Genomic DNA, 23,351 nt, shown 5'->3' with positions numbered 1-23,351 from the left:
CATATTTTTGAAGCGTTAAATCGTTATTTTTTCTTCGCTTTGGGATTCGGTAAGTCAGTAATACTGCCTTCAAATATCTCCGCTGCTAAACCAATAGACTCATTTAACGTTGGGTGAGCATGAATGGTTAAAGCAACGTCTTCAGCGTCCGCGCCCATTTCGATAGCCAAACCAATTTCTCCCAACATTTCACCTGCATTGATACCAATGATTGCACCACCAATGACACGGTTGGTGTCTTTTTCGAAGATCATTTTTGTCATGCCTTCGGTTCGACCCGATGCGATGGCTCGACCTGAGGCCGCCCACGGGAAGGTTGCAGATTCATACTTGAGCCCTTGCTCTTTTGCTTCTTTTTCAGTGACACCGACCCAAGCAACCTCAGGATCAGTATAAGCCACAGAAGGAATACATTTAGGATCAAAGTAGTGTTTCTTACCAGCGATAACTTCCGCAGCAACATGGCCCTCGTGAACAGCTTTGTGAGCTAGCATTGGCTGGCCTACCAAATCACCGATAGCGTAAATGTTTGCGACGTTAGTACGCATTTGTTTGTCAACATTGATAAAACCGCGTTCATCAACTGCCACACCTGCTTTTTCAGCATCAACCAAACTTCCATTTGGACGACGACCCACTGCAACAAGTACTTTGTCATATTTGACAGGCTCTGCCGGGGCTTGTTTACCTTCAAAAGTAACGTATAGACCATCTTTTTTGGCTTCTACGGCAGTCACTTTTGTTTCTAACATGACATTGAATTTATCTTTAACGTACTTTTGATAAACTTTGATGATGTCTTTGTCAGCAGCAGGGATGAGCTGGTCAAGGAACTCAACCACGTCAATTTGTGAGCCTAGTGCACGATAAACGGTTCCCATTTCCAAACCGATAATACCGCCACCAAGGACCAACATTTTGCCTGGGATGTCTTTCATTTCCAGGGCGCCCGTTGAATCGATTACTCGCTCATCATCATGAGGAATAAACGGCAGCTCTACAGGCTCAGAGCCAGCCGCTATAATCGCATTGTCAAAAGATATCGTCGTTTTACCGTCTTTACCTTCAACTTCTAACGTATTGGAACCGGTAAACTTACCATAACCTTGCACATGCTTAACTTTGCGCATTTTGGACATGCCAGACAAGCCTTTGGTCAGCTGAGAAACAACACTATCTTTCCAGCTACGGACTTTATCCAGATCAATTTTTGGCTCACCAAACACAACACCGTGATGTGCCATGTCCTTTGCATCATCGATAACTTTTGCTACATGAAGCAATGCCTTCGAAGGGATACACCCAACATTTAGACACACACCGCCCAAGGTTTCACGGGCATCTACAATTACAGTTTCTATACCTAGGTCAGCGGCTCTGAATGCAGCTGAGTAACCACCGGGTCCTGCGCCTAGCACTACCAGTTGTGTTTTAATTTCGCTCATTATGACCTCAAATTTTAGCGTTCTATTCTGTCAGACCTGCAAAATTCTACCTATCCAGCGGTCTGTTAGCAAAGAAAAGCGCTCGTAAACGCTTAAAAACTCATAAAAAATTGTGCAACTGAGTGAACAGTTGCGCAAAAATTTATTTACCTATAACAAAATTTGTCTTAAATCAGACAATACACTGCTCAAATGCACTGCAAATCTCGCGGCCACTGCACCATCAATGACTCGATGATCGTACGACAAAGACAATGGCAGCATGAGTTTAGGCTCAAATTCTTTGCCATTCCATTTTGGTTTCATTTCACTTTTTGAAACACCCAATATGGCAACATCTGGCGCATTCACAATAGGAGTAAATGCGGTGCCACCAATTCCACCCAAACTGGAAATGGTAAAACAGCTGCCTTGCATGTCAGCCGCCTTGAGTTTTCCGTCTCTGGCTTTAAGACTGATTTCCGTCAACTCACGAGAGATGTCTAAAATACCTTTTTTGTCTACGTCGCGCACAACAGGAACAACTAAGCCTCCCGGTGTGTCTACCGCAATACCAATGTGGTAATACTTCTTCTGGATCAGGCTCTCACCAGACTCAGATAACGATGTATTAAACACCGGATAAGCTTTTAGCGCATCGGCAACAGCTTTCATCATAAACACTAACGGCGTGATCTTGACACCTAACTTGCGTTTTTCTGCAATCGCGTTTTGCTCTTTACGAAACGCTTCCAATTCAGTGATGTCGGCTTCCTCAAATTGTGTAACGTGAGGAATCGTTACCCAGTTGCGATGCAAATTTGGGCCGGAGATTTTCTGAATTCGGGTAAGTGGTACTTCTTCAACTTCGCCAAATTTGGAAAAGTCGACTTTAGGTGGCGCAAGGACTTGCAACCCACCAGAGCCTGACCCGACCGACGAGCCTGGCGTCATTTTAGGACGAGACAATTCGTATTTCACATAAGATTGCACGTCTTCTTTAAGAATTCGTTTTTTCGGACCACTTCCAGAAACCTGAGAAAGATCAACACCAAACTCTCTTGCCAAACGTCTTACCGAAGGTGAGGCATGGATAATGCCACCTGGCTTTTTATCTCCTGCTGATGGATGGTGCGGCACTGGAGGAGGTTTAGGCCCATCGGCCGGCTTAGCAGCGCTAGACGATGCAGCTTGCTGCGCCGGAGCAGGTTCAGGTGCAGATTCGGCAGCTGGTGCAACACCTTGCTCAGTTACTTCTAAGGTAATAACCAAAGATCCTTCTGAGACTTTGTCACCGGTTTTAACTGCAACACTTTTGACCGTACCAGCTTTAGGCGAAGGCACGTCCATTGTTGCTTTATCGGTTTCCAGAGTGATCAGCCCCGCCTCAGCTTCAATCTTTTCACCAGGCGCTACGAGCACGTCAATGACGTCAACATCGGTGTCACCACCAATATCTGGCACTTTTACGTCAATAACACTAGTGGTGGACGTTGCTGCAGCGGGTGATGCCGATTCTGCAGGTGCTGGTGAAGGTGCCTCTTCAGAGTCGGGCGCTTCGCTAGCTGCTGTTGGTGCAGCACCACTGGTTTCAAGCAACAATACAAGGGTGCCTTCCGACACTTTATCACCCGTTTTAATTTTCAAAGACTTAACTGTACCGGCAACAGGTGACGGTACATCCATCGTTGCTTTGTCTGTTTCAAGGGTGATCAAACCCGTCTCAGCTTCGATTTTGTCCCCCTCGGCAACCAATACCTCGATGACATCCACATCCGTATCATCACCAATATCTGGCACAGTAACTTCAATAACTTCGCTAGCGGAGCTAGTGGCAGGTGCTGAAGCAGGCTCAGCGGCTGTAGGTGAGTCAGTAGATTCCTCTGCTGGCGCTTCTGTTGCCGCTCCATTGCTGGTCGCAAGTTTGGCAATAAGGGTGTCTTGACTAACTTTGTCGCCAACCTTGACTAAAATTTCACTGACGTTGCCGGCAAAAGGCGCTGGAATATCCATGCTAGCCTTATCGCTTTCTACGGTAATCAGTGCGGTCTCCGATTCAACATCTTCACCGACAGAGACACATATTTCAATGACTTCAACCTCTTCACCGCCGACGTCGGGGACCAATACATCTTTCAATTCTGACATTTTGATTTTCTCCCTATTTTACGCGTACAGCGGGTTAAGTTTGTCGCCGTCAATGCCAAACTCTTTAATTGCAGCTGAGAGCACTTTTTTCTCCACATCGCCAGACTTAACTAGCTCGTGTAGTGCAGCGACAGCAATAAATTTTGCGTCCACTTCAAAGTGATGACGCAAGTTTGCACGACTATCTGAGCGGCCAAAACCATCGGTTCCTAACACTTTATATTGGCCAGGCACAAATGCTCTGACTTGATCAGCATAGTTTTTAACATAGTCAGTTGCGGCTATGGTTGGGCCATCAAAACCTTCTTGTAATGCGGTAGTGATGTAAGGCACTTTTTCTTTTTTGCTCGGGTTAAGCATGTTGAAACGTTCACAGACTAAACCTTCTCGCGCCAACTCATTGAACGAAGGCACACTGAACACTTCTGATGCCACGCCAAATTTGTCTTTAAGTAATTTGGCAGCTTCTCTGACTTGCAGCAATATCGTGCCACAACCCAGAAGTTTTACTTTCTTCTTAGTTTTGGCAGTCCCCACTTTCTCCAGCGAGTAGATTCCCTTGATGATCCCTTCTTCGGCACCTTTTGGCATTTCTGGTTGAACGTAGTTTTCGTTCATAACGGTTAAGTAGTAAAAAACGTTTTCACGGTTTTCACCCATACGTCTTAAGCCGTCTTGAACAATGACTGCCACTTCGTAGCCGTATGTTGGGTCGTAAGTAATACAGTTGGGGATCAGTGCAGCCTGAACATGACTGTGACCATCCTGATGCTGCAGGCCTTCACCATTTAGTGTTGTGCGACCGGCAGTTCCACCCACCAAGAAGCCTCTGGCTTGGCTATCCCCTGCTGCCCAAGCCATGTCACCGACACGCTGGAAACCAAACATCGAGTAATAAATATAAACAGGGATCATTGGCAGATTGTTAGTGCTGTAAGACGTCCCTGCTGCCAACCATGACGCCATGGCTCCTAGCTCGTTAATCCCTTCTTGTAACACCTGTCCTTTTTTATCTTCACGATAATAAGCCACCTGGTCAGCGTCTTGCGGCACGTATTTTTGACCTTGACTAGAATAAATACCAACTTGACGGAACAAGCCTTCCATGCCGAAGGTGCGCGCTTCATCTGGGATGATAGGTACTATACGGCCACCCACTTGTTTGTCTTTGAGCATCACGGTTAAGACACGAACAAATGCCATAGTGGTGGAGATTTCACGCTCACCGGAGCCTTTGGTTACCGCTTCAAAGGACTTCAGCGGGATTGCAGGCAGATCTTCTGTGGTGTCTTTCAGACGCACAGGCATGAAACCGTGCAAGCTATCGCGACGCTGCTTTAAATATTGCAGCTCGGGGCTATCCTCTGCAAATTTGTAGTAGGGCAAATTCTCTAGATCTTGATCGGATACTGGAATGTTAAATCGGTCACGGTATTGACGTACCGCTTCGATATCCATCTTTTTCACGTTGTGGGCGATATTTTTTCCTTCGCCTGCGGTACCTAACCCATAACCTTTTACTGTTTTAGCCAGGATAACCTGAGGGCGGCCTTTGGTATCGGTTGCGCGCTTGTATGCAGCGTAAACCTTCACCGGATCATGACCACCACGATTTAATCTCCAAATGTCGTCATCAGACATGTTGGCAACCATTTCTTTTAATTCAGGATATTTACCGAAAAAGTTCTCACGGGTGTATGCACCACCTTTGGCTTTGTAGTTCTGATACTCACCATCAACGGTTTCATTCATGACATCAAGTAATTTACCTGACGTGTCTCTGGCTAAAAGAGGATCCCAGTAACGTCCCCAAATGACCTTAAATACTTCCCAGCCGGCACCTCGGAATGTCCCTTCCAATTCCTGGATAATTTTGCCGTTTCCACGAACAGGGCCATCCAAACGTTGTAAATTACAGTTGATGACAAATGTAAGGTTATCGAGGCCTTCTCGTGAAGCCAGACCAATCGCGCCTAAACTTTCTGGCTCATCCACCTCACCGTCACCCATAAAACACCAAACGCGTTGTTCAGAGCAATCTTTTAATCCTCTATTAGTCAGGTATTTAAGGAAACGTGCAAGATAAATGGCTTGCATTGGCCCTAAGCCCATTGACACTGTTGGGAACTGCCAGAAGTCAGGCATCAACTTAGGATGAGGGTAAGAGGACAAGCCGTTGCCATCAGCTTCCTGACGGAAGCCATCTAATTGTTGTTCAGATAAACGCCCTTCGATATAAGCTCTGGAATAGATACCTGGTGCAGAATGTCCCTGAACAAAAAGGAAGTCACCACCGTCTTTTTCATTTGGGGCGCGGAAAAAATGGTTAAACCCAACATCATAAAGCATGGCTGACGAGGCAAAACTCGATATGTGTCCGCCAAGTTCTAGGTCTTTTTTGGAACCTCGAAGCACCATCATCATTGCATTCCAGCGGATCGCATTGCGGATTTTTGCTTCAACTGTCTGATCGCCCGGCATTGTGGGTTCTTGCCCAGCAGGAATCGTATTGATGTAAGCGGTGGTAGCAGTGTAAGGCAAATGTGCTCCGCTTCTTCTACCTTTTTCTATTAGGCTTTCCAATAGAAAATGCGCGCGCTCTACCCCTTCTTCTTGCAATACTGCTTCAAGGGCCTCTATCCATTCCTGGGTTTCTTGTGGATCCACATCCGGATGCATCATATCAGCCATGGTGCTTTCCTTTAGTTAATTAAATTGAGTTTACTGGCTAAGAAAGTTAAGAATAGTGCACAACACATAATTTTCCTTTCTTTTCCAATACGTTAATTCAGAAAAAGCAGCTATAACTGCTCAATCTCTATTTTTTTACTTCGATTCTTCTCAGCGCTCGTTGAATTCGAGTGTCCTGTCGATTAATTTCCAAAAGTGTATCTTCAATAAATGCTAAATGTTCGTTACTGGCTTGACGGGCCAATTCAGGGTCCCTGGCGAGTATGGCGGCCAAAATGCCTTCCCGCTGCTTTAGGATTTCTTGCGACGTAGCTTGGTTGTCTACAAGCATTTCCAAGTTTGCCCGAATATTGTCTTTCATCATGGGTTGCAAGCTTCGCATAACATGAATCAACACCATATTGTGAGAGGCCTGGGCCATCGCTAAATAGAAATCAGACAACGCAGCGGCCTCTTCTTCTTTTTCCACATTAACTGACAACAACTTCACTGAAGCCAAGGCTTTGTTCAATGCAACGTGATCATCGGGTTGCCCTCTCAGTGCAGCGTAATAGGCAGCCATTCCTTCTAGCGCATGACGAAACTCTAATAGGTCAAACTGTGTTTCTGGACGCTGAGCAATAAGCTCTAAAAGCGGGTCAGTGACCGAAGCAGTCAATTTTCGTTTAATGAAAGTGCCACCGCCTTGTTTACGTAGCAATAATCCGCGCGCTTCCAAGTTCTGAATGGCTTCACGCAGCGAAGGACGCGATACTGCGAACTTTTCAGCTAGCTCTCGCTCGGGCGGCAGCTTTTGTCCGGCCAGCAATCGTCCGTCAATAATCATCGACTCCAATTGTTCGGTGATCACATCGGACAGTTTTCGAGACTGAATTCGCTGCATATTTGCTTACTTAACCTTTTGCTGACAATTAATCATTGACCAACCCGCCACCTTCGACCTTATATACAAATTGGCCTCACCAACAAAATTGGTAAGACCATTTAACCCAATAGCATAGTCTAGTTGAAAGCGTAGGTAAACATTCTTCCTATAATTGCGAAGATAAACCTGAACATAATTGTACGTTTAGCCCCGAATTACGAGGCTTTGAGAAGAATTAAGTGCGTGGTCAGACCAATGACCAACGACGGAAGAAAGTTAGCGAAGCCAGCCTGAAAGAGATAAAACAGAGATAAATACAACTAAAAACATCACGTTTCGCTTCGCCAACCTGACCAAAGTGCAAGGTTCTTCTGTGCAGTCATGTTCATCCGGTTCGACGTCTTCAGCCGCTTTTGCGACTTCACAGAGTAACTCTTTGGCAGGTTTATCGACACTTGCGAAATGAGACAACCAAATAGGTAGCGCCTTGGAAAAATGCCCGACAAGCAACAATCCTAACGCAGTAATGCGCACGGGTAACCAGTCCAAAACCATCATCACCTTCTTGGCAGCAGGCAGCTCTACCTGCTTTTCATTTTCTAACCAATGGTGAGTGCTCAAAGCAAGAACGTACAATACAGAGCCTGCGGGGCCGAGGATCGCAAACCAAATGATAACTGCCGCATAATGCTGATAATTCAACCAAACCAGGTTTTGTCCGAAAGAGCTGGGGCTATTGCTAGAGTGTCCAAGTTGGTCTGCATACATACTGCACGCTTGAAAATCTCCCCGGTTAGCCGCTTGCAAATAACTTTTGTAAGTTGCCCGTAATGATGGGCAGCCAATACATACCATTAAAATTGCGGAATCAAACACCAGTCTGAGCAATGCACTGTCAACGGTACCTAGCAATAGATATAAGACAAGGGGAGGAATCGCCACAATCAGCAGATAATGACTGCCTTTACTGTTCTCGTCTAACCATCTCCGTTTTATCAGTTGAGATTGGTACAAGCCGTTGTAAAAACTTTCTTGCCAGAATTTGGATTGAATCGCGATCCGTTCTGCAAGCAAAACCACAATCAAACTAATTAATGTCATTCAGTGCTCTCTATTTTATTGTTGTAAGCAAACCTGTTGGCGAAATCTGGTCCAGTCAAATGCCACCCCAGGATCGGTCTTACGTCCCGGCGCAATATCAGCATGTCCGACGATTCTTCCCAGAGAGATATTCGGATAAGCATGCATAATCTGACAAGTGACCTGCTTTAACGCAATGTACTGCTCTTCTGTATAGTGAATATTATCTGCGCCTTCCAGCTCAATGCCAATGGAAAAATCGTTACATCTGGTACGACCTTGAAAACTGGACACCCCAGCGTGCCACGCCCGATCTTCAAAACTGACAAACTGAACAACTTCGCCCGTGCGTCGTATGTACAAATGTGAAGACACTCTCACTTGATAAATGGATTCGAAGAATGGATGCTCTGTTGGGTCAAGCTTTCCGGCAAAAAAAGTTTCAACATGATCCGAGCCAAATTGATTTGGCGGCAAGGAAATATTGTGAATCACCAGCAGACTGATATCATTGGGTGAAGGGCGAGCGTCATAATGCTCACAAGGCGCGCGTGTTGATGTTGTCAACCAACCTTGCAAAATATCCATACAAGCTCCACAACATTAAATAAGAACGTATTTTTCATGACCGCTAGCATAACAAGGTAAAGTACTTAAATGGAACAAAATCAGCCACAATCTGACAGCTCAAAATCCATGGGACGCTGGATGCTTTTGGCTTTTTGGATTGTCGGCTTGGTATTACTTACCAGTTTCTTTGTTGGCGTGCTTGAGCGTCAACATAATCCAAATCAAAACCCGATTAGTCAGGTTGAAGGCCAATCAATAGAGGTAAAACTGAAACGCAATCGCATGGGTCACTATGTTGCTACAGGGTTTATCAACAACCAACCTGTTACCTTTTTACTAGACACTGGGGCGACTAACGTTTCTGTTCCCGCCCATCTTGCGGGCGAATTGGGATTGGTAGCCGGCCAGCGCTACACCGCATCAACGGCTAACGGCAATGTAACGGTAGCGCAGACCACTATTGATCAACTTGATTTGGGTGGTATTCAGCTCAACGATGTAAGAGCCAGTATCAACCCAGGTATGAGAGAAGACGAAGTGTTGCTTGGCATGAGTGTACTAAAGCACTTAGAATTCACCCAACGAGGCGATTGGTTGATTCTGCGTTATTTATAATCCTCCATATATCCTAATTACAGATTTCAATAAGAATTAACTATGACTCAACTAACCATTGAACAAGACGTTTTGCGCGCGTTACAAGAAGATCTCAATAATGTATCTGCCGAACAAGGCGATATCACTGCTGCACTGATCACAGACAATAGAGAAGTCACCGCTTCGATTATCACCCGCGAAGATTGCGTTTTATGTGGTACAAAATGGGCCGAAGAAGCCTTTCATCAGGTAGATAGACGGATATCCGTCAACTGGCTCAAACTCGATGGAGATTTTTGCCAAGCCAATACCTTGCTGTGCGAGCTGACTGGCCCTGCCAAAGGGATATTGACGGCTGAGAGAACTGCTTTGAACTTTTTGCAAACGCTATCCGCCACGGCCACCACAACTCGGCACTATGTAAAACAGTTGGAAGGCTCAGGGATCACACTGTTAGATACGCGAAAAACAATACCTGGATTAAGAATGGCACAAAAATATGCGGTGACCTGCGGTGGTGGCAAAAACCATCGTATAGGATTGTTTGATGCTTTCTTGATCAAAGAAAATCACATAATCGCCTGCGGTAGCATTGCCAATGCCGTTTCACAAGCTCGAACAAACCACCCTGATGTTAAAGTTGAAGTCGAAGTTGAAAGTATAAAAGAGCTGGAACAAGCCATAGATGCCGGCGCAGACATCGTTATGTTAGACAATTTCAACCATGACATGCTTTGTCAAGCGGTTGCAATCAACAAAAAACAAGTGAAATTGGAAGTATCGGGCAACATTAATGATAAACAATTGGCGAAATTGTACGATACAGGTATAGATTTCGTCTCATCTGGTGCATTGACCAAGCACATTCAGGCTATAGACTTATCTCTAAGAATCAAATAGTTAAGATGCTTTAGCGGGGAAAAATGTTTCACTTCGTACACTTGAGTATGTTTCTACATACTTGTCAGTAAGCAAACTCGTTCTATACTGATTATGAATTCAACGAGGACGCCAGTTTACACACACAGGAATTTGGCAGTAACTATTTAAATTTATACTTTACAGTAACTTAATCGCACTTCGCCGTGCAGGAGATCGACACCATGAAAATGACTCAAATGACAAACAACAAAGGCTTTACATTAATCGAATTGATGATCGTGGTAGCGATTATCGGTATTCTAGCAGCTATCGCGTTACCTGCATATCAAGGCTTCACTGACAAAGCGAAATTCTCTGAAGTAGTTAATGCTACTGCAGGGGCAAAATCTGCGGTTGAGGTTTGTGCAAACATCGAAGGTAACGACCCAATCACCTCGTGTGGCCAAACGCAAAACGGCGTTCCAGCTGACGTAGTTCTTAGTGCAACCACTCATGGATTGACTACTTCTGCAGCTGGCGTAATCGTTGGCACATACAAGAGTGATCTTTCTTCATTGGATGGCGAAACTATCACGATGACACCAGCATTCGCCAACGGCCGCGTAGAATGGACTGTAGTTTGTAGTGACCCAACTCTTTGCTAAGCAACGCTTTGTTCATTAAAAGATAATTGTTCGAGCCCAGCTTAGCCTGGGCTTTTTTATTCTTTCTTTAGGCAACCTAACTATGGCAAAAACAGCGGATATTTATGTTTGGAGCGGAACAGACCGTTCCGGTCAATCGCAAAAAGGTGAAATCAGTGCAACCACACTAAATGAAGCCAAAAACCTGTTGCGTCGCAAAGGTATTTCTGCGACCAAAGTGAAAAAAATGGCCACGCCTTTATTTGGCAAGAAAGACAAAATAAAAGCAACAGATATCTCGATATTATCTCGACAGATTGCAACCATGCTAGGCGCCGGTGTAACCCTTATTCAGTCCATCGATATGATTGCGCAGGGACATTCAAAAGCGAGTATGCGCAAAATGCTCACCGCCATTGCGGATGATGTGAAAGCGGGTAATCAGCTATCTAGTGCACTTAGAAAACACCCTGAACAATTTGAAGATTTATATTGTGATCTGGTCGATACCGGTGAGCAATCCGGCGCGTTAGAAACCATTTACGATAGAATCGCAACCTACAAAGAAAAAGCCGAAGCCCTCAAGTCGAAAATCAAAAAAGCGATGTTTTATCCTGTTGCAGTCATCGTCGTTGCATTTATTGTAACCACCATCCTGCTAATTTTTGTTGTGCCGCAATTCCAGGAAATATTTAGCAGCTTTGGCGCTGAATTGCCTGCATTTACTCAATTTGTATTGGCAATATCACAATTTGTACAAGACTACGGAATATTTATTGCGGCTGGAATGGCCACTGCGGGTGTATTGTTTATCAGGGCACATAAAAAGTCGAAAAAACTCAGAGATGCGGTAGATGTTAAGATTTTAAAAATTCCGGTTATTGGCGAAATTTTGAAAAAGGCCTCAATCGCTCGATTTACTCGCACATTATCCACTACTTTTGCCGCGGGTGTTCCGCTTATCGGCGCCCTTGATTCAGCTGCTGGCGCGTCAGGCAACGCAGTGTTTCGAGACGCTATTCTATTTATCAAAAAAGAAGTCGCCGGCGGTATGCAAATGAACACGGCAATGCGCGCTACAGGGGTATTTCCTGACATGGTTACGCAAATGATCGCTATTGGTGAAGAATCCGGTGCTGTTGACGATATGCTAAGCAAAATAGCAACTATCTACGAAGCCGAAGTAGATGATATGGTTGATGGCCTGACGAGTCTTTTGGAACCCATGATTATGGCCGTACTGGGTGTGGTCATTGGCGGATTAATTGTTGCCATGTACTTGCCTATCTTTCAAATGGGTAACGTGGTTTAAGTCAATCATCGGTGATGAATCGCCATCACAAGATCGGGTTGTAATATTTATGCCAGAACATTTCCGCCAACGGGGATTTTCTGGCATTCTAATATGAGTATCCGTTCGCCAAATCAAAAGAATACAATTTATGCCAGCAATGTTTGAGCTTCTCGCACAATCCCCCGCGTACTTTTTAAGTTTTGTTTTTATATTGAGTTTACTAGTTGGCAGTTTCCTAAATGTAGTGATATACCGGCTACCCGTTATGATGGAAAAGGGGTGGAAACAAGAATTTCACGCCTACTTTCACCCTGAGCAGGTTGAAGATGAACAGCAGGACACCTTCAATCTCGTCAAGCCAGATTCGACCTGCCCTAAATGTCAGCACAAAATCCGCGCTTGGGAAAATATCCCGGTAGTTAGCTGGCTTTTGCTGCGCGGCAAGTGTAGCCAATGCCAAAACCCTATCTCAGCACGCTACCCTGCCGTTGAACTACTCACCGCTTTGGCGAGCGTGTCAATTGCTTGGCATTTTGGATTTGGCTGGCAAGCTGCTGCTGCGGTCTTTCTGACCTGGTGCTTGATGGCCCTAATTTTCATTGATATCGACAAGATGTTGCTGCCTGATCAAATTACCCTGCCGCTTTTGTGGCTGGGGTTGTTGTTAAGTACTGCAGGAGTATTCGTCGATGCAACTGATGCCATTATTGGCGCAGCGGCAGGCTATTTGAGTTTATGGAGTGTTTACTGGTTATTTAAACTGTTAACCGGAAAAGAGGGCATGGGTTACGGCGACTTCAAATTACTCGCAGCCCTGGGTGCGTGGATGGGTTGGCAGCATTTGGCAATTATCATTTTGTTGTCTTCTTTTGTTGGTGCTGTGATTGGTATTTCTTATTTGATCATAAAAGGAAAAGAAAAAGGTAGTCATATACCTTTTGGCCCCTACCTGGCAATAGCTGGATGGTTAACGTTAATGTTTGGTGGACAAATCGCAGATCTTTATTGGCAGTGGGCTCTGGCATGAGTCACATCGTAATAGGGTTAACCGGTGGTATTGGCAGTGGTAAAACTGCTGTGTCTGATATGTTTGAGACTTTAGGAATCGATGTTGTAGACGCGGATATCGTCGCCAGACAAGTCGTCGCAAAAGGTTCAACTGCCTTAGACGCCATCGAAGCACATTTTGGCAAACAGGCGATTACAAATTCAGGCGAACTAGATCGACAATATTTGCGTGAGCGAGTATTCGCAAAACCCAGTGAAAAGCGTTGGCTGGATGATTTATTACACCCTTTGATTCGCCAGCAAATGGTTGCCGATGTTAAGGCTGCCAACTCTGCGTACTGTATACTGGCAGTACCGCTACTCGTCGAGAACAATATGATGGGAATGGTGGACCGTGTTTTAGTTGTTGATGTTGATGAACAGCACCAATTAACTCGAGCAGCGGGGCGCGACCAACAGTCTATAGAAAAAATCCAACAAATCATGTCTCATCAAGCGACACGTCAACAGCGGCTAGCCGTTGCGAATGATGTGATCGACAACAACAAAAATTTAGACGCCTTAAAAAAACAAGTTTTACAGCTCGATAAGAAATATCGGATGCTTGCGAGCAATAATTAACTTCCTAGTTCGCTGTAGCGAAAATTGCTTGCAACAGGACTTGAAATCTCTTTCGATTTGCGTTGTAGTGCGCATTTCCAGATAACCTGAACTCGCAGGCAAGCTGACTGTCTGATTTATTGTTATTCTTGGAGTGCCTATTGAATTGCACTGATACAAGTGCGCCAATTCGAAACAAAAGGAAAGCGAATGTCGCAGGCTGTTTATGAATTTCCATTGAACGAAAAGGTCAGAACCTATCTGCGCCTAGAACAGCTTTTCTTACAAATTGAACAGTGTACCGAAGCTGAAACTAACTGGCATTTCATCAGTTTTTTCGAAGCGCTATTCACGCTGCTTGACTTGTTAGAACGTCTGGACATCCGCAATGATGTACTCAAAGACATAGAAGTACACGAAAAGAATCTGGTTTTTTGGTCACAACACCCCAAGATTGACTCGGAAGCACTGCAAGCTGCATTGCAAAAAATCTTGCGATTAAGAGATCAGCTTAAACATTCAAAAAAAGTGGGCGCAAATTTGAAAGAAGACAAGTTTTTGGCTTCTATTCGCCAAAGGTTTTCAATTCCAGGCGGTACCTGCAGCTTTGACTTGCCGAATTTGCACTACTGGATAAACCAACCATTAGAAACCGTTCGTCAAGATATTGTGGGTTGGTTGCAGGAATTTGAGCTAATCCGAGAAGCCATTGAAATTACCTTATCTTTTTTACGAGAACGGGGACGATTTGCTTCAACATTAGCAAAAAATGGTTTTTATCAGGGCGTAGCGGATGATAAAAACGAATTAATACGGGTGAAAAGCCCAATCGACAAAGGCTTTTACCCTATGTTGAGTGGCAATAAATACCGCTATGCCATTCGTTTTATGTTGTTTACTCCAGATGAACATGGTAGCAACCAGGTAAATGAAGATATCGAATTTCACCTCGCAAGTTGTTAAAGAGGCCCTTAATGCAAGTAGACTGTCCAACCTGTAAAACAAAAGTGGAATGGCATAATAAAAATGAATTTCGCCCCTTTTGCAGTAAACGATGCCAATTGATTGATTTAGGCGAATGGTCAAATGAAAGTCATGTCATTTCAGAACAATCGAAATCCGATCCTGACTTAACTGAAAAGCCCGAAATCGATGTAGAAGAAATTGAGGCGATGCTGGCTCAACAAAATCAATCGTTCTTCAAGGAGTGAAAAAGCATGCGTATCAAGCAGTTTGGCGATCCAATACTACGGAAAGTGTCACAACCGATTTCTCAACAAGATATTCATTCTGATCACATCCAATCTACGTTGCAAACAATGAAAAACGTATTGAATGGAATAAAAGCTATTTCTGATGAAAACGGAAACGCATTGTCTGCACCTCAGGTCGGCCATTTGGTGAGAATGGTGCTTCTCAGGTTAGATGGGCAGTTTGTTCCTATGCTAAACCCAAGTATTAAAGCTCTGAACGAAGGTGAATTTGAATTTGAAGAGGAGTGCTTTAGTTTTTATAACTTACGCGCAAAAGTCAGCCGTGCGAGTAAAGTGGAGGTCAATTATTGTGACGAGCATGGCAAAGCTCATTGCATTGTTTTAGAAGGCGAAGCCGCTGGTTTAATTCAGCATGAAATTGATCATTTAGACGGTGTGCTATTCTTGGATCGTGTAAAGAACACGTCATCGCTAGTTTCAATCGATTACCTGCTGCAAAACAATCAACCAAGACTTCAACAGGTAAAGTCTATGATTGATTACATGACAAGTGACTAATCTATATTAATTTTTTTAGGCAGCGCAGTGAAGTATTTGACCCCACGCCTGGATTGGGGCTATTTAACGGACGTAAAGGAGTTTATAGTATGACGAAAACACTGTTAAGTTTCATAATGTTTTTTTGCCTATCAAGTGCGTTGGCCGATACCATCAGATTGTCGGAGCCTGTCTTTCAAAATCCCAACAGTGAAACTTTCGGTACCAAACTAGATATGTCATTACCCAAGACAAGTTTAGCGTCATTGCTCACTGAACCAGATGGACACCTAGGCAGTCGTTTTATTGTAGAAACGCGGATATCAAAAGTTTGTCAACGCAAAGGATGTTTCTTTATTGCCCAACAAGATCAACATATGGTTCGCGTATCGTTCAAGGATTATGGTTTTTTTATTCCCACAGACAGCAATGGCAAAACTGTAATGCTCTCAGGTGAACTTATTGAAAAAGAACTGAGTGTTGAACAAGCAGCCCATTTCTCATCAGATTTAGACTCAAACTCACAGGCGATCAAGCCCGGTGTAGTCTATGAGATCGTTGCAGACAGCGTCACAATTCCTCGTACCTAGGGCGAACTCATCTTCATAATCATTTACAGCGGCTCAAGCGCTTCAATCATTAACTGTAAGTTGGTTCGTCCTCGAAAGACATTGATATCCAATTTATAAGCTAATTTGACTCGTTCGGCCCGTTCACTAGGCAAGCTTTGAGTGTCGACGTTAAATGCAATCCCATCAATAAGCTGACCATCAGACGAACTCAATAGTAATTTGAGGTGTTTGCCTGAGAGCAGTTTTTGTTCATGAATACGAAATTCACCGTCAAAAATTGGTTCAGGAAACCCTTGTCCCCAAGGCCCTGCATTTTTTAGTTGTTGGGCAAAATCAATACTAAAATCAACGTCCTGAAGCTCGCCATCGGTCATGACATTGTCGGTCAAATCATGTGCTTCGAGCCACTTTTGACTCACATGCGCGAATGCGCGTTGAAACGCCTCTAGTTGCTCAAGTTTCAATGTTACGCCAGCCGCCATGGCATGCCCGCCAAATTTATCAATAACCTGAGGAAACTGATTGTTGATATCCTCCAATAAATCGCGGATGTGAATACCTTGGATGGAGCGAGCGGACCCTTTCAGGAGACTGTCTGTTTGATGAGCAAACGCAATGGTCGGACGATTATATTTGTCTTTGATTTTGCCAGCCAAGATACCCACTACACCTTGATGATAGTCTTGTTTGTAAAGCACAATACCTGCACGGGATTCAAGGTCAGAGTGTTCGATGGACTGTAAAGATGACAGCGCTTCTTGCTGCATCGACTCTTGAATTTCACGCCTTTCTTTATTGAGGTTGTCCAGCTGCAACGCCATTTTTCTCGCGTCACGGGGGTCATCACATAAAAGACACTCTATTCCCAACGACATGTCGTCCAAACGTCCTGCTGCGTTGAGTCTTGGCCCTAATACAAAACCAAGATCTGAGGCAACCATGGTGCTAGCATTTCTTCCTGCGATGTCGATAAGTGCAGTAATACCCGGACGACATCTGCCACTGCGGATGCGCTGCAGACCTTGATGTACCAAAATCCGATTATTTTCATCCAATGGCACTACATCAGCAACAGTTCCCAGGGCAACAATATCTAAATATTCAGCCAGATTTGGCTCGACAATAGCGGTTTTTTCAAACCAATTTTTCGACTTCAGGTGGCTTCTTAAGGCGAGCATGACGTAAAATGCCACACCAACGCCAGCTAAATGCTTGGATAAAAAGTCGCAACCTGGTTGATTAGGATTAACGATGGCATCTGCATTTGGCAGCTGGTCTGCGGCGAGGTGGTGGTCGGTCACTACCACACGCATATTATGTTGTTTAGCTCTGTCGACACCTTCGATACATGCAATACCGTTGTCAACTGTCATGATTACTTGTGCGCCCTGCTGATGGGCAACATCTACAATCTGTGGGCTCAAACCATAACCAAAATCAAAACGGTTGGGGACTAAATATTCAATGTTTTCAGCGCCCATGCGACGCAGACTTAATATGCTCAATGCGGTACTTGTTGCACCATCTGCATCAAAATCACCGACAATAATTATTTTTTGCTTGTTGGCAATTGCGTCAGCAAATACCTGAACTGCACCATCAATCCCCTGCAATTGCTGGTAATGCAACAAAGCGTTCACGCGTTTATCTAACTGGGTAGTCGAGTCTACGCCTCTATTGGCATATATTTGGCGAATAACCGGATGAGAAATATCACTGAGATGACTATCGTCTACCGGGGCTCTTCGTTTTATTGCAGTTGGCATGATTCAGAAGAAGGCATAAAAAAAGGTAAGATAGTGTACCTTACCTTTTGTACTTCATTTAACAAATGTGTACTTTAAATATTCTTTAACGTATTGAGCAACGCATGGGCGGGTTGGTAACCAGGCACCATAGAGCCATCAGGTAGAATGATGTTAGGAGTTCCTGTCACACCAACTTGTTGACCAAACGCGTATTGTTGCGCGACGCTGTTAGCACAGCTTGACTCAGCGACACTGCCGCCACTTTTGGCCGTTGTCATTGCGTCATGTTGGTCTTTAGCACACCATACGGATACCATATCTTTATATGATTTGCTGCTCAGTCCACCACGAGGAAACGCCAGATATCTAACGGTAATACCATTAGCATTATATTCTTCAATTTCGCGGTGAAGCTTGCGGCAATATCCACACGATATATCGGTAAAAACGTTTACCACAAATTTTTCGTCTGGTGCTTTGAATTCAATGACTGATTGATTGAAATCGGTAATTCCATCTAGACGCAACTTCGCTAAAGATTTTTCTGTCTCATCACGCATACCTTCTTCTACGTTGAATATTTTACCGCTGATAAGAAATTTCCCATCAACGCTGGTGTAAAAGAAACCGCGGTTAGTGGATACTTGAACCAGTCCAGGAACTGGCGCGTCACCGATTGCTAGCACTTCAAAGCGCAATATATTTTCAATATTCTGTTTGACCGCTTCATAATCCTTGCCTTCGCTTTCAGCCAGGCTGCTCGGAGCGATAGTGCTAAGTGATACAAAAAGGGCAAATGCTTTAATCCAAAATTTCATACTAATTCCCAAGTTTAATAATGCTATGAATGTTCAGACCACAGTCTTGCCGGAATAATTGCATTATTATATGACTAAATTTATTTGTGTAAGTGTAACGCCAATTGCACGCCGAACCAATGGCCTATAGTCATCAAATGCTATACCCATGAATAATACCCCGTGGTAGTACTAAAGATGATCAGAAAGTTTAACCCCGTGGATGGTGCTGTGCCACCAAACTCTGCAGGCGCTCAGTGGCAACATGCGTATAGATTTGGGTCGTAGACAGATCGCTGTGACCGAGTAATAGTTGCACCACACGCAGATCAGCCCCGTGATTTAATAAGTGTGTTGCAAAGGCATGGCGCAGAGTATGCGGAGAGAGATGCACGCGCACGTCTGCTTTTTGTGCATAAAATTTAATTCGGTGCCAAAACGTTTGTCGGGTCATCTTCACCCCGCGGCTACTAGGAAAAACGATATCTGACTCTGTCTTGAGCAGGGCGGGACGTCCCACTTTTAGAAACGTCTGTAGCCACTCTATCGCCTGCTCCCCTAACGGCACTAAACGTTCCTTATTGCCCTTGCCAACCACCCTAATGACACCTTGCTGCAAACCCAATTGATCCATTCGTAGAGATACCAGCTCAGTCACTCTTAACCCTGTTGCATAAAGCACTTCGAGCATGGCTTTATCTCTCAACTCAATCGGGTTTTCAGTATTTGGCGCAACTAACAGATCTTCTACTTGTTGCTCTGATAGCGTCTTAGGCAGGGGCTGAGCAAGTTTTGGGTTGCGCATTTGACCCATTGGATTATCTTCACGTTGTTTTGATTGGATCAAAAAAGCGCAAAAAACACGTAAACTACTCAACAAACGGGCAACACTTCGCTGAGACAACCCGGAATCGATTCTTGATGCGACATAAGCATCGATATCGTCTTTATGAAAATGCAAAAAAGAAAAAGGTTTGGAACTCATCGCGCCGTAGGCAGCAAATTTGCTCAGATCAGTGCGGTAAGCATTTAGGGTGTTTTCGCTAAGACCTTTTTCAATCCAAAGATTATCAATGAAGGCTTCAATGAGCTCTTCGTCACTGAGTATTTTCATTTAGGCAAGCCAGAAGAGCAACGTTTCATAAGCTATTAAGGACATTTTTTGCCTCTTCAGAGCCCTCAGATATTGCTTTTTTCAACCAGTCTCGAGCTAATGATTTATTCGTTCGAGTGCCTAAGCCTTTTATGTAGGCGTTGGCAAGTGCAATCATTCCATCGATGTACCCCCATTGGGCACTTTGTTCGTAATATACTTTTGCTAACACTGCGTCCTCTCTAACGCCTTCACCGGTTTCGTAAAGCTGACCTAATTGATACGCTGCTCGTGGACTTTGCAATTTATAGGCACGTTTTAAATAGTCTAACGCCAAGGGTACATTTCTTTCGACCAACTCCCCGTCGGAATACAAATATCCCAGTTCCACCATAGCTTCGGGATTATCGACCTGTACGCTACGCTCTAATAACTTTAGGCCTTTTTCAACGTCTTGTTCTCGACCTTCTCCATAGACAAAACAATAGGCCAGATCATAGAGCGCGTCAGTGGCACCTCTGGTCACTGCCTGTTCATAAAAATGGCATGCTTTTTCATAATCTGGTTCACCAAGCTCGCCAAAATAATACATGTCACCCAAATTTTCTGCAGCATAGGTATTACCTTGTGCATAAGACTTTAAGTACAGTTTATAAGCAGCTTGAGGGTCTTTTTCAACGTTGGTGCCGTAACGTAAAAATGAAGCGTAATTGTTTTGCCCGGTAGCAGACCCTCGGTCCGATGACAATTTGTAGTAGTGCAGTGCTTTAGCATTGTCTTTTGTGACGCCTTCTCCCGACTCGTAGAGATAGCCAAGATTTGCTGCAGCTCTGCCACTACCTTGTTCAATGGCGCGTTGATAATAGGTTATTGCCTTATCTGCATTAGCCTCCACACCTTTGTTATCTGTGTATATGATACCTAGTTCAAACATAGCATTTTGATCACCCAAATCAGCAGCCATATCCAACATTTTTAGCCCCGCTTGATAATTCTCCAGTTCGTGAAACTGAACATACCCCAACCCAAATGTGCAGGCTTTAATAGCTTCTGCATCACTATCTTCAGCGTTAATGGTCGCTTGGTATGCCTGCACTGCCAACTCATAATTGAGCACATCAATTTCTTCGCTGTAGATATCACCTATTCGACAACCTGCTAGGTCAAACCCGTTTTCCCAGGCTTGTTGAAAATATTCAATCGACATGACCAAATCTTTTTCTACGCCTCGCGAATATCGGTAGGCTAAACCTAGATTATAAAGGGCGCTTCGATTCCCCTGCTCGGCTGCCTTTTGGTACCAATAAAACGCTTTCGTTCGGTCCTGTTCGATACCATACCGTCCCGCTGAATAAAAAAGACCATAATCCAATTGGGCACTGTCATAACCTGACTCCGCCAAAGATTCAACTAAAGCCAGTCCTTTATCTATATCTTTTGGGATCCCCCACCGCCCGCTAATATTTAGATAGGCATAATCTAATCTTGCTCTGGGGTAACTCTCTCCTAGCGCCACCAGCAATCGCTGCAATTTTGAATAAATGGTGTTAGAGACCCCACCAAAAACATTATCGTAGCGGTAAATGCTATTGCGCCAATTGGCGTAATAAGACGGCTCTAATTGGTTGATCAATATCAAGAAAGTGTCAACACCGTCAGTCTGTTTAAGCAAGGCATCGAGCCATATCCATGTTGCCTCACTACCCCCTAATTGCCTGACATTTACTCTAAACAAGTTTGCTGCGTCTTGCTGTTCCATTACATCATCAGAGGACAGCATGGATACGCCGAGAATAGCGCTCGCTTCTACAAAACCGATCTCTGAAAACATCAACAAATTATCTATTTGTTGCTCAAATTTCTTCGTTTCACTTTTTTGAAAATAGGCTTGTGACAAAAGAACACTTGCCAATGGCCCTAAATCGCTGGATGTAGACAATCGTTCAATGACTTCATCAGCTTTGTTATTGCGCAACCAATCCGAAAATTGCAACAGTTGCGCAGGAACACTCCCGCCGTTCAGGAGTGCTGCTACCAAATAATCAGCAATTTGTTGTTTGCTGTACGACTTAGTGGCCATCGAATGGATGTTTCGAGAGAAATATTCAGTATTGTCGGCGTAAAACACCACATATTGACCTGAATCAGGCATCAATGCATGTATGCGAAACAGCGCTTTATCTGCCAAACGCAGAAGTTCAACGTCAAACACGTTGTAACCCGCCCATTGAAAAATGATTTGAGCTTCGTACGCGTCTCTTGTTTTAACCGCAGTCGAAGGCGATTGGGCATTCCCAGAGCGCATGAGCAAATCGGCTATAGCGAATAGAGCTTTTTGTGATTGCTCTGACAACTCATCATCGCCTAAACGTTGACCACAATGGGCATTTAACGAATAAGCAAGCAAGCTTGTCCTGTTCAACTCAATAGCTTGTTGGATCTTTTCCATGTGAGTATCGGTGCAGTATTGCTCTTCAGGCCAATTGTCTAACTCATTTATCAAACGTACATGTGGTATTTTTACCGTGCGTAAATCTGCTCGATAAAACTGATTAATTTGATCTTGCCAATAAATTTGTTCAGGCGTAAGTTCGGCGGGATCAAAGTCTAGCATTTTGTCCGGAAGTGCTTGGATATGCGTCACACTTGCAACATTTTCAGTGCGCAGAGAGCTCGCACACCCAGTTAAAATCAACATAAAACTTATCAGTGCGATAAATCGCCAGTGCTTAGTCAAATCGGCAAATCCGTTGTACATTACTTAAATCCTTTGTGTTGCTTGACTAGATCATAGGCAGCTTGAATGTCTTGTGCTTTATGTTTAGCAATTTCGATTGCTTGTTTAGGAAGCCCTTTAGAAACAAGTTTGTCTGGATGATGTTCAGCCATTAATCTGCGATAACTGCGTTTGACAGTTTTGACATCGTCAGTCGATTCAACTCCCAGTATTTTGAAAGCATCATCAATTGACTGTTGTTGTGAATAGGCGCCTGAACTTCGATGAGTACGGGACGAGCCTTGTGCCCCTCTTGCAGAGCGAAATCGCACCTCAGCCTCATACATCGACAGCAAGTATAAAAATTCGTGCTCTTTAAAGCCTAATTGTTGTGCCACTTTCTCGAGCAATTGTTGTTCTTTTTTGACGAGACGCCCATCAGCGAAAGCGGCTTGAATAAGGATTTCCAGGAAAACCTGCATAACATCTCGCCGACCATGGCAAGACGCTTTAAATTCCTTTAGTATTTGTACAACCGGAAAATCAGCGTCTTTACCATCCCTGAAAGCTTGTTGCGCTTCCTTTCTTGTTTCTCCTTGCAGATCCATCTGATCCATCAGCGTAGAGGCCATCCTAATTTCAGCATCCGTGACTTGACCATCTGATTTGGCTACGTGACCCATCACGGAAAACAACGCGTGGAAAAAAATTGCCTGGGATTTTAGTTCATCTTGGCTGGTGAAAAAGCGGCTAAAGCCTCCCATCTGATTAAAATCTTGGCTATATCCGCGATCAAATAAGTGACCTACAATAAAGCCAATAATTGCACCTACCGGCCCTCGAAACATAAAGCCAAATATCGTACCAATTATTTTTCCCCAAATAGGCATGT

At 44.2% G+C, this 23,351-nt stretch carries 21 protein-coding genes; 10 read left to right on the top strand and 11 right to left on the bottom strand.

All coding sequences use genetic code 11. The features are described 5' to 3' along the window. Window positions 1-23 precede the first annotated feature (23 nt). The 6 genes from lpdA to ampD all read right to left on the bottom strand — a co-directional run bounded on the left by lpdA (window position 24) and on the right by ampD (window position 8,796). Complete coding sequence (gene lpdA / locus FM019_RS12040) at window positions 24-1,445, bottom strand: dihydrolipoyl dehydrogenase (protein WP_143836195.1); 1,422 nt, start codon at window positions 1,443-1,445, stop codon at window positions 24-26. Between the two features lie 150 nt (window positions 1,446-1,595). Further along, window positions 1,596-3,572 (bottom strand): dihydrolipoyllysine-residue acetyltransferase, encoded by a 1,977-nt coding sequence (gene aceF, locus FM019_RS12035; protein WP_143836194.1) that lies wholly within the window; start codon window positions 3,570-3,572, stop codon window positions 1,596-1,598. Between the two features lie 18 nt (window positions 3,573-3,590). Continuing rightward, entirely contained in the window at window positions 3,591-6,263 is a 2,673-nt protein-coding gene (gene aceE, locus FM019_RS12030) for a pyruvate dehydrogenase (acetyl-transferring), homodimeric type (protein ID WP_143836193.1), read from the bottom strand. Window positions 6,264-6,390: 127 nt separating this feature from the next. Beyond that, the gene (pdhR, locus tag FM019_RS12025; RefSeq protein WP_143836192.1) at window positions 6,391-7,146 is read right to left on the bottom strand and encodes a pyruvate dehydrogenase complex transcriptional repressor PdhR; all 756 of its coding nucleotides are present in this window, start codon (window positions 7,144-7,146) and stop codon (window positions 6,391-6,393) included. Window positions 7,147-7,404: 258 nt separating this feature from the next. After that, on the bottom strand, window positions 7,405-8,229 hold the full coding sequence (gene ampE / locus FM019_RS12020; protein WP_143836191.1) for a beta-lactamase regulator AmpE: 825 nt from the start codon (window positions 8,227-8,229) through the stop codon (window positions 7,405-7,407). Between the two features lie 15 nt (window positions 8,230-8,244). Next, a complete protein-coding gene (ampD, locus tag FM019_RS12015) occupies window positions 8,245-8,796 on the bottom strand; it encodes a 1,6-anhydro-N-acetylmuramyl-L-alanine amidase AmpD (protein ID WP_143836190.1) in 552 nt (183 codons plus the stop codon). 69 nt (window positions 8,797-8,865) lie between these two features. Here ampD and FM019_RS12010 point away from each other — a divergent pair, with 69 nt between their 5' ends. The 10 genes from FM019_RS12010 to FM019_RS11965 all read left to right on the top strand — a co-directional run bounded on the left by FM019_RS12010 (window position 8,866) and on the right by FM019_RS11965 (window position 16,123). Further along, window positions 8,866-9,393 (top strand): TIGR02281 family clan AA aspartic protease, encoded by a 528-nt coding sequence (locus FM019_RS12010; RefSeq protein WP_143836189.1) that lies wholly within the window; start codon window positions 8,866-8,868, stop codon window positions 9,391-9,393. Between the two features lie 42 nt (window positions 9,394-9,435). Continuing rightward, the gene (nadC, locus tag FM019_RS12005) at window positions 9,436-10,275 is read left to right on the top strand and encodes a carboxylating nicotinate-nucleotide diphosphorylase (RefSeq protein ID WP_143836188.1); all 840 of its coding nucleotides are present in this window, start codon (window positions 9,436-9,438) and stop codon (window positions 10,273-10,275) included. Window positions 10,276-10,478: 203 nt separating this feature from the next. Next, on the top strand, window positions 10,479-10,901 hold the full coding sequence (locus FM019_RS12000; RefSeq protein WP_143836187.1) for a prepilin-type N-terminal cleavage/methylation domain-containing protein: 423 nt from the start codon (window positions 10,479-10,481) through the stop codon (window positions 10,899-10,901). An 82-nt stretch (window positions 10,902-10,983) separates the two neighbouring features. Next, complete coding sequence (locus tag FM019_RS11995) at window positions 10,984-12,192, top strand: type II secretion system F family protein (RefSeq protein WP_143836186.1); 1,209 nt, start codon at window positions 10,984-10,986, stop codon at window positions 12,190-12,192. A gap of 130 nt (window positions 12,193-12,322) precedes the next feature. Beyond that, window positions 12,323-13,201: a prepilin peptidase gene (locus tag FM019_RS11990; RefSeq protein WP_143836185.1), complete on the top strand. Its 879-nt coding sequence runs from the start codon at window positions 12,323-12,325 to the stop codon at window positions 13,199-13,201. Further along, window positions 13,198-13,803 carry a dephospho-CoA kinase gene (gene coaE / locus FM019_RS11985; protein WP_143836184.1) on the top strand — a complete coding sequence of 202 codons (606 nt, stop codon included), beginning with the start codon at window positions 13,198-13,200 and terminating at the stop codon, window positions 13,801-13,803. Before FM019_RS11990 ends, coaE begins: the two co-directional genes overlap by 4 nt. A gap of 189 nt (window positions 13,804-13,992) precedes the next feature. Next, window positions 13,993-14,745: a cell division protein ZapD gene (gene zapD / locus FM019_RS11980; RefSeq protein ID WP_143836183.1), complete on the top strand. Its 753-nt coding sequence runs from the start codon at window positions 13,993-13,995 to the stop codon at window positions 14,743-14,745. 11 nt (window positions 14,746-14,756) lie between these two features. Next, window positions 14,757-14,993 (top strand): DNA gyrase inhibitor YacG, encoded by a 237-nt coding sequence (yacG, locus tag FM019_RS11975; protein ID WP_143836182.1) that lies wholly within the window; start codon window positions 14,757-14,759, stop codon window positions 14,991-14,993. Window positions 14,994-14,999: 6 nt separating this feature from the next. After that, window positions 15,000-15,554: a peptide deformylase gene (locus FM019_RS11970; protein ID WP_143836181.1), complete on the top strand. Its 555-nt coding sequence runs from the start codon at window positions 15,000-15,002 to the stop codon at window positions 15,552-15,554. Between the two features lie 89 nt (window positions 15,555-15,643). Continuing rightward, complete coding sequence (locus FM019_RS11965; protein WP_143836180.1) at window positions 15,644-16,123, top strand: DUF4920 domain-containing protein; 480 nt, start codon at window positions 15,644-15,646, stop codon at window positions 16,121-16,123. 23 nt (window positions 16,124-16,146) lie between these two features. Here the strand turns inward: FM019_RS11965 and recJ are convergent, their stop codons facing one another. From recJ to djlA, 5 genes are all read right to left on the bottom strand, one after another. Next, window positions 16,147-17,871: a single-stranded-DNA-specific exonuclease RecJ gene (gene recJ / locus FM019_RS11960; protein ID WP_143836179.1), complete on the bottom strand. Its 1,725-nt coding sequence runs from the start codon at window positions 17,869-17,871 to the stop codon at window positions 16,147-16,149. A 74-nt stretch (window positions 17,872-17,945) separates the two neighbouring features. Continuing rightward, window positions 17,946-18,671, bottom strand: coding sequence for a bifunctional protein-disulfide isomerase/oxidoreductase DsbC (gene dsbC / locus FM019_RS11955; protein ID WP_143836178.1), 726 nt, complete (start codon window positions 18,669-18,671; stop codon window positions 17,946-17,948). Between the two features lie 190 nt (window positions 18,672-18,861). Beyond that, window positions 18,862-19,764 (bottom strand): site-specific tyrosine recombinase XerD, encoded by a 903-nt coding sequence (gene xerD, locus FM019_RS11950; protein ID WP_143836177.1) that lies wholly within the window; start codon window positions 19,762-19,764, stop codon window positions 18,862-18,864. A gap of 25 nt (window positions 19,765-19,789) precedes the next feature. Then, window positions 19,790-22,501, bottom strand: a complete 2,712-nt coding sequence (locus FM019_RS11945; RefSeq protein WP_143836176.1) for a tetratricopeptide repeat protein — start codon at window positions 22,499-22,501, stop codon at window positions 19,790-19,792. After that, window positions 22,501-23,349 carry a co-chaperone DjlA gene (gene djlA / locus FM019_RS11940; protein ID WP_185969271.1) on the bottom strand — a complete coding sequence of 283 codons (849 nt, stop codon included), beginning with the start codon at window positions 23,347-23,349 and terminating at the stop codon, window positions 22,501-22,503. Before djlA ends, FM019_RS11945 begins: the two co-directional genes overlap by 1 nt. Window positions 23,350-23,351: the final 2 nt, after the last annotated feature.

Origin of the sequence: Aliiglaciecola sp. M165, from assembly GCF_007197995.1 — a bacterium.
Lineage (GTDB): Bacteria > Pseudomonadota > Gammaproteobacteria > Enterobacterales > Alteromonadaceae > Aliiglaciecola.
Note: the sequence above shows the minus strand (reverse complement) of the source record. Positions and strands in the feature narration are given on the sequence as shown.

Coding starts and splice junctions, on each gene's coding strand:
- lpdA (WP_143836195.1), bottom strand. CDS start 1,445: ATGAGCGAAATTAAAACACAACTGGTAGTGCTAGGCGCAGGACCCGGT.
- aceF (WP_143836194.1), bottom strand. CDS start 3,572: ATGTCAGAATTGAAAGATGTATTGGTCCCCGACGTCGGCGGTGAAGAG.
- aceE (WP_143836193.1), bottom strand. CDS start 6,263: ATGGCTGATATGATGCATCCGGATGTGGATCCACAAGAAACCCAGGAA.
- pdhR (WP_143836192.1), bottom strand. CDS start 7,146: ATGCAGCGAATTCAGTCTCGAAAACTGTCCGATGTGATCACCGAACAA.
- ampE (WP_143836191.1), bottom strand. CDS start 8,229: ATGACATTAATTAGTTTGATTGTGGTTTTGCTTGCAGAACGGATCGCG.
- ampD (WP_143836190.1), bottom strand. CDS start 8,796: ATGGATATTTTGCAAGGTTGGTTGACAACATCAACACGCGCGCCTTGT.
- FM019_RS12010 (WP_143836189.1), top strand. CDS start 8,866: ATGGAACAAAATCAGCCACAATCTGACAGCTCAAAATCCATGGGACGC.
- nadC (WP_143836188.1), top strand. CDS start 9,436: ATGACTCAACTAACCATTGAACAAGACGTTTTGCGCGCGTTACAAGAA.
- FM019_RS12000 (WP_143836187.1), top strand. CDS start 10,479: ATGAAAATGACTCAAATGACAAACAACAAAGGCTTTACATTAATCGAA.
- FM019_RS11995 (WP_143836186.1), top strand. CDS start 10,984: ATGGCAAAAACAGCGGATATTTATGTTTGGAGCGGAACAGACCGTTCC.
- FM019_RS11990 (WP_143836185.1), top strand. CDS start 12,323: ATGCCAGCAATGTTTGAGCTTCTCGCACAATCCCCCGCGTACTTTTTA.
- coaE (WP_143836184.1), top strand. CDS start 13,198: ATGAGTCACATCGTAATAGGGTTAACCGGTGGTATTGGCAGTGGTAAA.
- zapD (WP_143836183.1), top strand. CDS start 13,993: ATGTCGCAGGCTGTTTATGAATTTCCATTGAACGAAAAGGTCAGAACC.
- yacG (WP_143836182.1), top strand. CDS start 14,757: ATGCAAGTAGACTGTCCAACCTGTAAAACAAAAGTGGAATGGCATAAT.
- FM019_RS11970 (WP_143836181.1), top strand. CDS start 15,000: ATGCGTATCAAGCAGTTTGGCGATCCAATACTACGGAAAGTGTCACAA.
- FM019_RS11965 (WP_143836180.1), top strand. CDS start 15,644: ATGACGAAAACACTGTTAAGTTTCATAATGTTTTTTTGCCTATCAAGT.
- recJ (WP_143836179.1), bottom strand. CDS start 17,871: ATGCCAACTGCAATAAAACGAAGAGCCCCGGTAGACGATAGTCATCTC.
- dsbC (WP_143836178.1), bottom strand. CDS start 18,671: ATGAAATTTTGGATTAAAGCATTTGCCCTTTTTGTATCACTTAGCACT.
- xerD (WP_143836177.1), bottom strand. CDS start 19,764: ATGAAAATACTCAGTGACGAAGAGCTCATTGAAGCCTTCATTGATAAT.
- FM019_RS11945 (WP_143836176.1), bottom strand. CDS start 22,501: ATGTACAACGGATTTGCCGATTTGACTAAGCACTGGCGATTTATCGCA.
- djlA (WP_185969271.1), bottom strand. CDS start 23,349: ATGCCTATTTGGGGAAAAATAATTGGTACGATATTTGGCTTTATGTTT.